The organism is Dellaglioa sp. CoH-56-MRSF-13 (genome assembly GCF_056782095.1).
On record NZ_JBXAYC010000001.1, the window covers coordinates 120,185 to 133,851 of the forward strand.

Sequence of the window (13,667 nt, forward strand, 5' to 3'; positions counted from 1 at the left end):
GTGTAAAATAAACCAGTAAACTAAAAATAGAAAAAGAGGATTTTATCTTATGGCAAAATTAGTATTTATTCGTCACGGACAAAGTGAATGGAACTTATCTAACCTTTTCACAGGTTGGGTAGATGTTAACTTGAGCGAACAAGGCGTTGCTGAAGCACAAGCAGCTGGTAAAAAGATTAAAGAAGCTGGAATCGAATTTGATCAAGCTTATACATCTGTTTTAACACGTGCTATTAAAACATTACATTACGCACTTGAAGGTTCAGACCAATTATGGGTTCCTGAAATCAAATCATGGCGCTTAAATGAACGTCATTATGGTGCATTACAAGGCCAAAACAAAGCCGAAGCAGCAGAACAATTCGGTGAAGATCAAGTTCTTGTATGGCGTCGTTCATACGATACATTACCTCCACTTTTAAGCGCAACTGATGAAGGTTCAGCAGCTAACGATCGTCGTTATGCTGATTTAGATCCTAAAGCTATCCCAGGTGGCGAAAACTTAAAAGTTACTTTGGAACGTGTTATTCCTTTCTGGGAAGACGAAATCGCTCCTAAATTACTTGAAGGCAAAAATGTAATCGTTGCTGCACATGGTAACTCATTACGTGCCCTTACAAAATACATTGAAAACATCTCTGATGCAGACATCATGGGCGTTGAAATGGCAACTGGCGAACCAGTTGTTTACGATCTTGATGACAAATTAAACATCGTAAGCAAAATTAAACTTTAATATTAATAAAAAACCTGATGACAATTTTATGTCATCAGGTTTTTTTGTATTAGTCAATAATTGGCGAAAAAGTCGGTAGTTTTAGCAGTTAAAACCAGAAAGCGCTTGCCAAAGCAAATAATATGTATTATATTGATGTAATCGAATACACATTCTATTTGATAAATATATCAAAGAAATGAAGGAGAAACGTTATGGCAAAAGTTATTACTGTTTTGGGCTCAACTAATATTGATAAGGTTGTTTCTGTACCCCGTTTCGCAACTAGCGGCGAAACTTTACACACACCAAATCATCAAGTTGAAGCAATGGGTGGAAAAGGATTGAACCAAGGTGTTGCCGCTGCACGTTCTGGTGCAAAGACTAACATGATTACAAAAGTTGGTAAAGAATTTGATACCTCAAAGAATATGAATGTTGAAAACTTAAGCACTGAACATGTGATTGTTTCAGATACTGAAGAAACTGGACAAGCTTATATTACTGTTTCAGCCGAAACAGGCGATAATATTATCCATATTTATGGTGGCGCTAATGCTGATATGACACCAGCTGATGTACGCGCACATGAAGCTGCCATTGCTGAATCAGATTTTTTGATTGCGCAATTAGAAATTCCAACAGAATCAGTTATTGAAGGTTTCAAGATTGCACGCGAACATGGTGTTAAAACAATTTTGAACCCAGCTCCAATGCCTGAAAATGGTGGACTACCAGCTGAATTATTAGAATTAACTGATATTATTACACCAAATGAACATGAAACATTCTTATTGACTGGGATAGAAGTGACTGATGAACATTCAATGATACACAATGCTGCGTACTATTTTGAACGTGGAATTAATACCGTAATCATTACAATTGGCTCAGAAGGTTCTTTCTACATGCGTGATAATGGTGAAGAAGGAGTCGTTCCAGCATTTAAGGTTAAGGCTGTTGATACAACTGCTGCCGGCGATACTTTTATTGGTGCTACAGCAACACGTTTACATGCTAATTTAGATAATTTAGCTGAAGCTATGCGTTATGGATCAGCTGCTTCATCTGTAACGGTGTCACATGCTGGTGCACAACCAAGTATTCCAACTGAATCTGCTGTATTAGCTGTTTTGGATGCTAATAAATAAATTTAAATTGTTGAATGGGAGATAAATTATGCGTAAAACTAATCTTTTGAATACAAAATTATCAAATGCTATTTCTGAAATTGGACATACACAATGGTTAACAATTGGTGACTCAGGCCTACCAATTAAGGATGATGGACGTAAAATTGATCTTTCAATCGTACGTGGATTACCATTATTTATTGATGTTTTAGCTGCAACACTTTCTGAAATGAAAATTCAAAAAGCTTTTTTAGCTGAAGAAATTAAAACGGTTAATCCTGAACAATATGCTGCTATCAAGGCTTTATTAGATGATGATGTTGAAGTTGTTTTCATTTCACATGATGAATTGAAATCGATGAGTCGTGATGATAATAATATTGCTACAGTACGAACAGGTGAAATCACACCATTTTCAAATATCGTTTTGGAATCAAATGTTGATTTTGAAGGCGAAGCAATTAAATAGTTATTAATATAAGGATAGGATGATATAAAAATGAATATGTTAGGATTATTTTTCTCACTTTTAGCAATTATTGGTTGGAGTGCATATCCAACTTTAGTATCATATTTTGGCGGTAAACCAGTTCAAGGTATTTTTGGAGCAACATGGGGAACTTTGATTGTTGCAATCGTCCTTTCATTAGTCATGGGAATGCCCATGTTACAAGGTTCTAATTTTTGGTTAGCATTTTTCTCAGGGGCAGCTTGGGCCTTTGGAAATGTTTTAACTATTATGGCTTTTGGGATGAAAGATCAGGATGGAAATGCTTTAGGTTCTGCTAAAGCAATGCCAATCTCAACAGCTTTCCAAATTACAGCAAATGTAGTTTGGGGTGTTGTAATGCTTGGTAACTGGGGTCCAGTTTCATCAAAATTATATGGATTCATCGCTGTATTTGTTATCTTGGTTGGAGCTTATATGACAACTTATCAAGAAAAGAAATCAGCTGGAAATAAAGAACTACTTACAAAGGCAGTTGGTGTCTTATTGATTGCCCAAGTTGGTTATTCATTATATGGTATCCTTCCACAATATACTAAAAATACTGATGGTATGCATATGTTTTTAGCACAAGCTATCGGGATGGCAGCATTTGGATTAATTCTTGGAATTTATGAATTAACGAAAAATAAAAATAACATTTTTACACAAAGTGTTACGTACAAACAAATTTTTTCTGGTTTCTTCTTTGCAATGGCAGCATTGGGTTATTTAGTTTCAGCTCAACCTGCAATGCTTGGATTGGCAACTGGATTCGTCCTTTCACAAGTTTCAATTGTTGGAGCAACGATTTCAGGAATTGTCGTTATGCGCACTAAAAAAACGGGTAAAGAATGGTTAGTTATTATTATTGGTCTTATACTAATTGTAATTGCGGCTTCTGTAACAGTTTTCTTAAAAAACTAGATAAAATTAATTTTAAAACCTTGATAACAATACTATGTTATCAAGGCTTTTTGTTATTATTTGATTTAAAATGTCATAAAATGATAAAAAAATAAACATTAACTAGAACTCACTATGATATTTAAAACCTACTTTCCGATTCAAGTTATAAAAGTCAAAATAATTGTAATTATCAGTTTAGGTGCTAGGATTGGACTTATAAATAAGATAATAGGAGGAATCATCATGGGGGATTTAACAACAAATGAAGGTCAAACATGGGCGAATAATCAAAATTCACAAACAGCTGGGGCTCGTGGACCGGTTTTAGTTCAAGATTACCAATTACTAGAAAAATTGGCACATTTTAATCGAGAACGTATTCCAGAAAGAGTGGTCCATGCAAAAGGGGCAGGGGCTAAAGGCTATTTTGAATTAACTAGAGATATGAGTGATTATACTATGGCAGGTCTTTTCAATGGTTTGGGCAAGAAAACGCCAGTCATAACCCGTTTTTCACAAGTAGCTGGTGAGGCAGGTTATCCGGATACTTATCGAGATGTACGAGGATTTGCAGTAAGATTTTATACAGATGAAGGTAACTACGATATTGTGGGTAATAATACGCCCGTTTTCTTTATTAATGATGCTTTGAAATTCCCAGATTTTATACATTCCCAAAAGCGTGACCCAAAAACGCATGCTAGAAGTCAGGATATGCAGTGGGATTTCTGGTCGTTATCACCTGAAACAGTTCACCAAGTAACAATGCTTATGAGTGATCGTGGGATCCCTGCTAGTTACCGAATGATGCACGGTTATGGAAGTCATACTTTTAAATGGGTAAACAAGCAAGGTGAACAATTTTGGGTTAAATATCATTTCAAAACAAACCAAGGTGTTCATAATTTAAGTAATGAGGTTGCTGAAGAATTAAGAGGAAAAGATTCTGATTACTTACAAAATGATTTGTATAATGCGATTGAGGATCAAGATTACCCCAGTTGGACAGTAGCCGTACAAATTGTGCCTTACAAAGCAGGATTAGCCTATCCGCAAGATATCTTTGATGTTACGAAAGTTATTTCGCAAAAGGACTATCCATTAATTGAAATTGGCCAAATGGTTTTAGATGAAAATCCAAAAAATAATTTTGAAGATATTGAAGAATTAGCATTTTCACCAGCTAACTTCGTTCCAGGAATTGAAGCCTCACCAGATAAATTACTCCAAGGACGCTTATTTGGTTATAAAGATGCTGCAAGATATAGATTAGGTGCTAACTATGAACAATTGGCAACTAACCGTCCTAAAAATGAGGTTCATAATTATGAACGAGATGGTTTAATGGCGCAAAATCAGAACGGTGATGTTAACTATGAGCCCAACAGTTTAGGTGGACCTGAAGAAAATCGCCATGCAGAAGTTCATGGTGATACATTGGATGGAAAAGTAGGCAACTATTCAGTAAATGAGGATTATTATACTGCTGCCGGTAAATTATATCGATTGTTACCTACTGATGAAAAAGCACGTTTAATTGAAAATATTAAATTAAATCTGGGACAAGTTAAAGATATTGAGATAAAGATTCGTGAAACTAAACAGTTTTATCAAGCTGATAAGGAATACGGAACACGTGTCGCAGAAGCATTAGGGTTAGAACTAAGCTTAATTAAATAATTCTTTCGGTGTATTAAAATGTTTAACAAAAAAAAGGAATAAATCACTGTAATCAAACAGCGATTTATTCCTTTTTTTTGTGTTGTTTACATGCCGTGTTCTAAAAGATACTTGTAAGAAATATCTGATAAATCGGGTGAGATACGGACACGATGCAAGGTGAATAGTCCTTGGCTTTCATTAGCGAGTCCTGGTAATGTCGTTAGACCAAGTTTGTAGCCTGCATCTTTAGCAAGTTTAGCGGTCTGGTTATTGAAGCGACCAACTGGATAACAAATAATTGATGTCTCTTGATGAAATTTATTGTTTAGCCATTTTTTCGAATTCTTAAATTCAAAAGTTTGTTGTGCATCGGTCATCTGATTAAGTTCCTCATGATGGACAGTATGACTTTGAATACTTACTAAACCTGATTTTCGCATCTCGTTCATTTGTGGCATAGTTAGTTTGTTTATGTGGCCAAAGTGGCTTGTAATATAGTTGATGGTTGCTTTTTGATGATATTTTTTGAGAGCAGGATAAGCTTTTTCATAGTTATCCTTGTAACCATCATCAAAAGTAATCCAAACAATTTTATTAGCAGGTTTTTTATGTGTTTTAAAAACTTCGATAGCTTCAGCAGGTGATAACGTGTAGTAACCATTTTTTTTAAGCCACTGCATTTGATGGGCAAATTGTGCTTCAGGAATACGAAGTGAATTTCCAACAGAAATACTATGATACATTAAAATTGGAAATTCGGTCTGGCCCTTAAATGATTTCCAATGCGAACTGTCTATTTTAGTATTTGAAATGAGCTTATTTTTCTTAATAGTTTTCTTGGGTAAAGATGAACTTACCTTTTTAGAGCTATTTTTTTGGTGATTAGTATTGGAAACGGAGTGAGAATTTTGAATGAAAAAGAATAATGAACCAATAGAGACGATTAGGACTAAGAATAATAAGATAAACCAACCTTTTTTATGTTTTAACATGATGAACTCCTTTTATGAGAAACGATACTATCTAATTTACCACGCTAAGGTAGTAAGATTCAATTTTTACGCGGATAAAGTCAATAAATGTAAAAAAAGGTAAGGCTATGATAGTATAAAGTACATATTAAATATTTAATTGGGGGAAAATATGCGTAGAACATTTCATTTTTTAAATCAAAGTTATAAGGAATTTTTTCAACACTGGAAATTGTATTTTATTTTAGTAGTTGTTACTAATTATATTTTATCTGCAGTGGTACAACCAATCTTAACTTGGGTGGTAAGCCAGATACTTAGTAGTAACCAAGTCGAATATTTAACCTATACTAACATTATTTCGGTTATTGAGGATAAACCTATATTATTAATTGAGTTTATCCTTGTTATATTAGTTATATTAAGTATTGTTTATATTCAAATGTCTTTCATGATCAGGGGTATTCAAGCTATTCGTTATGATTTAAAAATTGAATTTAAGTCATTATTAAAACAATCAATTCATGACGTTTTAGAGTTACGTCCTTTAACAGCGTTGCTCGTTATTTTTTACTTCGTTTTAATTTTACCATTTGGACAAGTCTTATTTACATCTACTTTATTAAATAAGGTGACTATTCCAGATTTTATTCTTCAAGATATGTGGACAAGTCCAGCTATCTGGGGCCCAATACTTTTAGTCTATGGTGTAGCATTTTTCTTCTCTATCCGATTAATTAGTTTTATTCCAACTATGTTGTTTAGTTCAGAAAAAAGAATCGGTCATTTAATTAAACAAAGTTGGGAAGCTGGACGTGGCAAATTTTGGATAACCGTCACAAAAGGATTAGTAATTACGGCTTCTATAGCTTTTATATCAGGAATTGTTCAAATTAGTTTGTTCCTAATTCAGAACTATGTAGATAATCATTTTCAAAATCAAGCATTTATGATTGTGATGTTTAATCTGTTTATTTTGGAAATTTTAGGACAAATCGTATTAGCTTTAAGTGTGACTATGTTGTTAGGTATTGCGCTAGATGTTTTTGAAGAACAACAACCGCATTTGAAACCCGTTCAAGAAACATTCTATAAAGAGAAACGCTTTATTAAATTACAGAAAGTTAGTGTCGTTGTTCTCCTGATACTAGTTGCAGGGACAGCTTCTATTTATAATTATGTTTACTTAAAGGGGATGCTAAATGACTATCCAGTTCTTATTTCTCACCGTGGAGTTGATGATGGAAATGGTGTACAAAATACCATTCCTGCCTTAGAAAAAACAGCTAAAGAGAAACCTGATTACATCGAAATGGATATTCAAGAAACAAAAGACCATAAATTTGTTGTTATGCATGATCCAAATTTGGAAAATTTAGCGAATGTTAATCGGACAGTACATGATTTAACATTATCCGAGTTAACAGCATTAACTGTTCGTGAAAATGGTTATTCAGCTAAAATTCCAAGTTTCGATGAATATTTAAAGGCAGCAGAGAAGAATCATCAAAAATTATTAGTTGAAATCAAAGTATCTCCGCAAGATAGTCCCAATATGACTAAAAACTTTGTTAAAAAATATCAAAAAAGACTATTAGCTGATAAGGATCGAATTCATTCTTTAAGTTATGATGTTGTTTCACAAGTAAAAAAACAAGCACCAAAGCTTTATATCAGTTTTATTATTCCATATAATATATCATTTCCAGAAACACCAGCAAATGCGTACACTATGGAAGCTACAACTCTAGATGACTCATTTGTGAGCAAGGCACATGATAAGAACCAGGATGTCTATGCTTGGACTGTAAATGATGAAACGATTATGCAAAAGATGTTATTTATGAACGTTGATGGTATTATTACGGATGACTTTGGTACACTTAAACAAGTTGTTCAAGCTAATAATGATCATCCAAGTTATGCAAGTAAATTATCAATATTCTCAAATAGATTAACGGGAATTAGCATAACAATCGATAATTAAATTAGTTAGGTTAGGAAACATAAATTAGAAAAGATTACTATAGATTAGTAGTCTTTTTTAATTTTGTCTAGATGTTAACGTTTACACTATTTAGGTGGCATGCTATGCTTAAGTTGCTACTAAACTGAAATCAGAGGAGTGTCTAGTAAGTATGATTAAAATTATCGCATCAGATATGGACGGCACGTTATTAAATAATGAAAATAGTATTTCGAAGGGTAACGCAGCGGCTATTAAGAAGGCTCAAGAAATGGGAGTGACTTTTGTTGTTGCCACTGGACGAAGTTATGATGAGGTAAAACCCTTAATTGACGCAGCAGGTATTAGTGCACCGATGATTAATTATAATGGGGGCGCTACGGTAACTGAGGAAGGCAAACAAATTAATAGTTTTCCAATATCAAAAAAAGAGGCACAAAAACTCATTAAATTTTTGAAGAATGAACATGCCTTTTTCAAAGTTATGACGTCAAAAGGTGTTTATTCAGATGATCCTCTTAAATATGATGAAGCGGTTATCAAATTAAACTTAAATCCTATTCATTATATAGACGATTACAGTGAAATTATTGATGATTCTGAAATAGATTTGTTTAAATTTCTTATTCGAAAAACGGATGAATCAGATGACTTATCTGTTTTAAAAAATAAAATTGAAGAAAATGAAACACTCATTGTGACTTCTTCAGGGGATAATAATCTTGAAGTTAATCATGTTAATGCACAAAAAGGGATTGCGTTGAAAAAATTTGCTGATAGTATGGGTATTCCTATGTCAGAAGTGATGGCAATTGGCGATAATTTGAATGATATATCGATGTTAAAAGCTGCAGGTATCAGTTATGCAATGGAGAATGGTCATCAAATTAATAAAGATATTTCTAATCATCATGCAAAAAAGAATGATGAAGATGGTGTTGGATTAGCTATTTTAGAACAATTAGCTCAAAAATAAGACAAAAGGACTAAATCCCATTTACGGGATTTAGTCCTTTTGTCTTAATATTTAATCAGCAATTAAATCACCAGCAGTTGGGCCAGCATCTAATTTGTAAATACGTTCAACATCAATGATGACAGCATAGTACATTTTTGGTAAATGGCGTTCTTCACCAAATTTAACAGCATCGTCAAAAATTTTACCGGAATCAATTAAATGTGCTGTGCCTTCAAACCGGAAGCCTTTTAGATTAGGACGATCTATAACAGCAACAGCTGCACGGCCATTATTTTGAAGATTGTGTAATGCATGTTTAGCTGTTTCTTCATTATAAATCAAATGCGTATCATCAAAAACACGCATTGATCCTTTAGGACCAACTTGTGGGAACCCATTTTCATCTACGGTTGAAAGAAAATTAAGTTGTTCAGGAATCATTTTTTTCATATCTTCTGTTAATTTTGCCATTATAAAATCTCCTTTTTATTTACTTATTATAAGTAAAACTTATCATGATTAAGGTATATTGGCAAAATATTAGCTTTACAAAAAACTTGCAAATAGGGCTAAAAAAACTATACTTATATGAGTCTAATAGTGATTTCTAAAAGGACTTCGAAGAAAGACGCTAAAGTGATATGTATAGATTATTAATTTTAACAGTACTAATGAGTCGTAATATGTCAGGATATAAGTTACGATTGGTATTGGAAAAATGGTCGTCCATGATTCTAAATGGAATGAAACTTATTGCTTTAAAATATGTGGTATGAATTATATTGGTGTAGTGGAGCAAATTAAAGATATACAAAAGGAGAATAAAAAATGAAAAAAGCAACAAATCGTTGGGTAGCATTGTTCGCTATGAGTTTAGGTGTTTTTATGGGCCTTTTAGATGTTACTGTTGTAAATGTTGCTTTACCAAGTATGGCAGTTGATTTTAAAACAACATTTAGTGATTTACAATGGATATTAAATGCATATACGTTAATGTATGCAGTCAGTTTATTAATTGTTTCAAAATTAGGTGATATGTTTGGACGAAAAAAAGTCTTCATCGCTAGTACAATTTTGTTTACGATTGCATCTGTTGTAAATGGGCTTGCACCAAACTTATTAGTTCTTGATTTTGGTCGAGCAGTTCAAGCAATTGGTGGTTCAGGAATGATGAGTTTATCAATGGCGTTAGTTGCGTCTAACTTTGAAGGCCGAGAACGTGGGACAGCACTTGGTATTTTAGGATCAGTTATTGGATTCTCAACAGCAATCGGACCTTTAGTTGGTGGATTTTTAGTTGAGAACTTTGGTTGGCCTTCAATTTTCTTTGTTAATCTACCGGTCGGTATCATTGCGATTTATTTGGTTATTAGAAATGTTAAAGAAACACCTGCATATGGCGCTGGGGAATCGATTGATTTTATAGGAATGATTCTTTCAGCAGTTGGATTATTTGCTGGTATTTATGGCTTAATTCAAAAAGAACAACATATGCATTGGGCTTGGACTGATATGCATGTTATGGGATGGTTAATTGCATCAATTTTAATCTTAACTGCCTTTGTTTTTGTAGAGTTAAAAGTTAAATCGCCAATGATGAATTTAACATTATTAACAAATCGTCATTTTGTTGGTGTTGTAATTCTTGCATTTGCACTTGGTGCTGGTATCTTTGCGTTAGCCGCTTATCAAACAAGTTTAATGCAAAATTATATGGGATATTCAGCCTTTTCCACGGGATTACATCAACTACCTATGAGTTTATGGTCGCTTGTCTTAGGTCCTTTTACAGGAGTTCTAGGATACAAGTTTGGTAAAAAGTGGATGATTTCACTTGGATTTATCGTTGCCTCACTTGGTTTATTTACGTTTAGCCAGGTAACAACAACGGACTTTACCTACATGCAATTACTTCCGCTTCTTGTATTAACTGGATTGGGTAACGCTATTATTAATCCGATGATTAATACTGCTGCTATGGATAATATTAATCCAAAAGAAATTGGCATGGCATCTGGTTTATTGAATGTTTTTCGTCAAATTGGAATAACAGTAGGCGTTGTAATTCTTGGTTTAGCACAAACTAAAGCATATGAATCAAGTTTGAGCACTGGTTTTAGTGATAGTCATATTCCTAGTGTAGCTGCAACGGGTATTCAGCAAGCCTTAGTAAATGCAGGAGCATTTTCTGGACATATGGTTGCGTGGAGTCAAAAAATAATAGCGACTCCTTATGCTGATAAAGTTCAAAAGATTGTTTTAACAGCTTTTGATAAAGGCATGATTCAAGTTGTTTTAACATCATTGGTCATTATGATTATTGGAATTCTAGCAGCAGTCTTTTTATTAAGAGAAACAAAAAGTGTCGATCAAAAATTAGATAAATAAAAAAACTTTTTTTATGTCATTAGGTTTATAAGAAGTGAAAGCTGTCATTTAAAATTTTGAGTGGCTCTTTAATGATACCGATATATTTCTGAAGCGTAAGACTCCTAATAGTATCGCTGTTTATAACAAGGCGTATGATAAAATAATATTAATTTAAAAATAAATCATCCAATAAAAGGGAGATTAGTAATGACGAAAATAATTCCTAAGGTTTTAACAATTGCTGGTAGCGACGCAAGTGGTGGCGCTGGTATGGAAGCAGATTTGAAAACATTTGAAGAGTTTGGAACTTATGGTATGGTTGCGCTAACTTCAATTGTTACCATGAATCCAGATGCTGGATGGGCACATAACGTAACTGTTATGGATGCTGAATTAGTAAAAGCACAGTTGAAAACGACAGGTGCCGGCGGAGATATTGCTGCAATGAAAACAGGGATGCTTGGTAGTGTTGCAATTACAGAAGTAGCTCGTGAAAGCATTTTAGAAAAAGAGATTAAGAATGTTGTGATTGATCCTGTTATGGTTTGTAAAGGTGAAGATGAAGTATTAAATCCAGAAGCAGCTGATGCTATCCGTGATTTATTGATCCCAATTGCGACAGTCACAACGCCTAATTTGTTTGAAGCTGGTGTTTTATCTGGAATGGGAACTTTGAAATCACTTGACGACATGAAACAAGCAGCTATTAAGATTCATGAGTTAGGTGCAAAAAATGTCGTTGTTAAAGGCGGTAAAGCTCTTAAGGGTGAAAAGGCGCTTGATTTATTTTATGATGGAACTCAATTTGAGGTTTTAGAAACTGAAAAGATAACGCCTGCTTATAATCATGGAGCAGGATGTACATTTGCAGCGGCCATAACTGCGGGCCTTGCAAACGGATTGTCAGTTAAAGAAGCTGTCTATAAAGCAAAAGATTTTGTAACTGCTGGAATTAAATCAGGTTTTGCATTTAATGAATACGTAGGCCCTTTATATCACGCTGCTTACCGTTTAAATAAATAGGTACTAGAGACTCACTTTTATTTTGTATAAAAATGAGTCTTTTTTTGTTGACTTAGAGTGCACTTTAAAGAGTAATGTAAACATACTAATTAAATTGGAGGATAATGATATGTCAGTAGAAAATAAAGTTGTTGTTATTACAGGAGCATCAAGTGGTATTGGTGAAGCAACGGCCAGAATGTTAGCTGAAGGTGGGGCTAAAGTCGTTTTAGGTGCTCGTCGTGAAGCTAAGTTAGCAAAGATTGTTGAAGAAATTAAAAAGAATGGTGGTCAGGCAACATATGCCGTTACTGATGTCACTAAGGCAAGTGACGTTAAGAATTTAGTTACTTTAGCACAAGAAACTTTTGGTGGGATAGATGTTATATTCAATAATGCTGGAATCATGCCTAACTCGCCCTTATCGGCTTTAAAAACGGATGAATGGGATGATATGATTGATATCAATATCAAAGGTGTATTGAACGGAATTGCTGCAGTGTTGCCTATATTTATTGAACAAAAACATGGACATGTTATTACAACATCATCTGTTGCAGGCATTAAATCATTCCCAGATGCAGGTGTTTATGGCGCAACAAAATTTGCTGTCCGTAATTTAATGGAAGTTCTAAGGACAGAAAGTGCTATGGAAAAAACAAATATAAGAACATCAACCTTATATCCAGCAGCAATTAACACAGAATTATTAAATACTATTACGGATGAACAAACCCTTTCAGGGATGTCGTCATTTTATGAACAAGTTGGAATTGATCCGGTCGCAATTGCACGCGTGGTTAAGTTTGCCATTGATCAACCAGAAGAAGTTAATGTTAATGAATTTACGATTTATCCAACTGCTCAAGCTTAAATTTAAATAATAAAAAAATCTCGAGAATTTATTTTCTCGAGATTTTTTCATTTAGATGATAATACCTTCACAATGATCGACTTCGTGTTGAATGATTTGTGCCATCCAACCTGAAAACTTTTGGGTTTGTGGTTGAAATGATTTGTCTAAATAATCAACTGTAATGGAATCATATCGTTGTGCTGGACGTTCGCCAGTCAACGAAAGGCAACCTTCATTGACGTTGTAACGTCCAGATTTTTTTGTAATCTTAGGATTAATAAAGGGAACATTTAGATTACCAAATTGGCAAACGATAATTCGTTTATTCACACCAATCATATTGGCAGCCATTCCAACACAAACCTCTTTATTTGCTTCTAATGTATCTAATAAATCGGTTACGATTGAGCCATCATTTTTAGTTGCAATCTCAGCTTTTTGTGCGAGAAATATTTCATCGTGCATAATTGATTTTATCATTTTTCTCCTTTGATTTAAGTAGCATAATTAATAAAGAAATGTTGATGGATATCTAGTTAATGATTTTATCATGATTTAGAATATAATGTTATCCTCAAGTAGAAAATTATTATTTTAGGATTAATTAACGTCAATTTAATAGGTAAAAGATATTAAAA

General features: G+C 33.7%; 13 protein-coding genes. 10 read left to right on the forward strand and 3 right to left on the reverse strand.

The window, feature by feature from the left end; genetic code table 11:
* Nucleotides 1-49 precede the first annotated feature (49 nt).
* The 5 genes from AC1RP1_RS00585 (at nucleotide 50) to AC1RP1_RS00605 (ending at nucleotide 4,924) form a co-directional block, all read left to right on the forward strand.
* Nucleotides 50-736: a 2,3-diphosphoglycerate-dependent phosphoglycerate mutase gene (locus tag AC1RP1_RS00585; RefSeq protein ID WP_409021802.1), complete on the forward strand. Its 687-nt coding sequence runs from the start codon at nucleotides 50-52 to the stop codon at nucleotides 734-736.
* 194 nt (nucleotides 737-930) lie between these two features.
* Nucleotides 931-1,866, forward strand: coding sequence for a ribokinase (rbsK, locus tag AC1RP1_RS00590; protein WP_481761050.1), 936 nt, complete (start codon nucleotides 931-933; stop codon nucleotides 1,864-1,866).
* A 28-nt stretch (nucleotides 1,867-1,894) separates the two neighbouring features.
* On the forward strand, nucleotides 1,895-2,317 hold the full coding sequence (gene rbsD, locus AC1RP1_RS00595; RefSeq protein ID WP_409021800.1) for a D-ribose pyranase: 423 nt from the start codon (nucleotides 1,895-1,897) through the stop codon (nucleotides 2,315-2,317).
* A gap of 30 nt (nucleotides 2,318-2,347) precedes the next feature.
* Nucleotides 2,348-3,262 (forward strand): GRP family sugar transporter, encoded by a 915-nt coding sequence (locus AC1RP1_RS00600; protein WP_481761049.1) that lies wholly within the window; start codon nucleotides 2,348-2,350, stop codon nucleotides 3,260-3,262.
* A gap of 222 nt (nucleotides 3,263-3,484) precedes the next feature.
* Nucleotides 3,485-4,924 (forward strand): catalase, encoded by a 1,440-nt coding sequence (locus AC1RP1_RS00605; protein WP_481761145.1) that lies wholly within the window; start codon nucleotides 3,485-3,487, stop codon nucleotides 4,922-4,924.
* Between the two features lie 86 nt (nucleotides 4,925-5,010).
* Here AC1RP1_RS00605 and AC1RP1_RS00610 read toward each other — a convergent pair whose 3' ends face one another.
* The gene (locus tag AC1RP1_RS00610) at nucleotides 5,011-5,898 is read right to left on the reverse strand and encodes a polysaccharide deacetylase family protein (RefSeq protein ID WP_481761048.1); all 888 of its coding nucleotides are present in this window, start codon (nucleotides 5,896-5,898) and stop codon (nucleotides 5,011-5,013) included.
* 151 nt (nucleotides 5,899-6,049) lie between these two features.
* Between AC1RP1_RS00610 and AC1RP1_RS00615 the strand changes: the two genes are divergently transcribed.
* Both AC1RP1_RS00615 and AC1RP1_RS00620 read left to right on the forward strand, forming a co-directional pair.
* Nucleotides 6,050-7,864 (forward strand): glycerophosphoryl diester phosphodiesterase membrane domain-containing protein, encoded by a 1,815-nt coding sequence (locus tag AC1RP1_RS00615; RefSeq protein WP_481761047.1) that lies wholly within the window; start codon nucleotides 6,050-6,052, stop codon nucleotides 7,862-7,864.
* A gap of 151 nt (nucleotides 7,865-8,015) precedes the next feature.
* The gene (locus AC1RP1_RS00620; RefSeq protein ID WP_481761046.1) at nucleotides 8,016-8,819 is read left to right on the forward strand and encodes a Cof-type HAD-IIB family hydrolase; all 804 of its coding nucleotides are present in this window, start codon (nucleotides 8,016-8,018) and stop codon (nucleotides 8,817-8,819) included.
* 51 nt (nucleotides 8,820-8,870) lie between these two features.
* On the opposite strand, the gene AC1RP1_RS00625 is transcribed toward AC1RP1_RS00620, so the two are convergent.
* Nucleotides 8,871-9,272, reverse strand: coding sequence for a pyridoxamine 5'-phosphate oxidase family protein (locus tag AC1RP1_RS00625; protein ID WP_481761045.1), 402 nt, complete (start codon nucleotides 9,270-9,272; stop codon nucleotides 8,871-8,873).
* A 357-nt stretch (nucleotides 9,273-9,629) separates the two neighbouring features.
* Here AC1RP1_RS00625 and AC1RP1_RS00630 point away from each other — a divergent pair, with 357 nt between their 5' ends.
* From AC1RP1_RS00630 to AC1RP1_RS00640, 3 genes are all read left to right on the forward strand, one after another.
* Nucleotides 9,630-11,189 (forward strand): MFS transporter, encoded by a 1,560-nt coding sequence (locus tag AC1RP1_RS00630; protein ID WP_481761044.1) that lies wholly within the window; start codon nucleotides 9,630-9,632, stop codon nucleotides 11,187-11,189.
* Nucleotides 11,190-11,378: 189 nt separating this feature from the next.
* Nucleotides 11,379-12,194 carry a bifunctional hydroxymethylpyrimidine kinase/phosphomethylpyrimidine kinase gene (thiD, locus tag AC1RP1_RS00635; RefSeq protein WP_481761043.1) on the forward strand — a complete coding sequence of 272 codons (816 nt, stop codon included), beginning with the start codon at nucleotides 11,379-11,381 and terminating at the stop codon, nucleotides 12,192-12,194.
* A gap of 109 nt (nucleotides 12,195-12,303) precedes the next feature.
* On the forward strand, nucleotides 12,304-13,047 hold the full coding sequence (locus AC1RP1_RS00640; RefSeq protein ID WP_481761042.1) for an SDR family oxidoreductase: 744 nt from the start codon (nucleotides 12,304-12,306) through the stop codon (nucleotides 13,045-13,047).
* Between the two features lie 51 nt (nucleotides 13,048-13,098).
* Here the strand turns inward: AC1RP1_RS00640 and AC1RP1_RS00645 are convergent, their stop codons facing one another.
* Nucleotides 13,099-13,509 (reverse strand): peptide deformylase, encoded by a 411-nt coding sequence (locus tag AC1RP1_RS00645; protein ID WP_481761041.1) that lies wholly within the window; start codon nucleotides 13,507-13,509, stop codon nucleotides 13,099-13,101.
* Nucleotides 13,510-13,667: the final 158 nt, after the last annotated feature.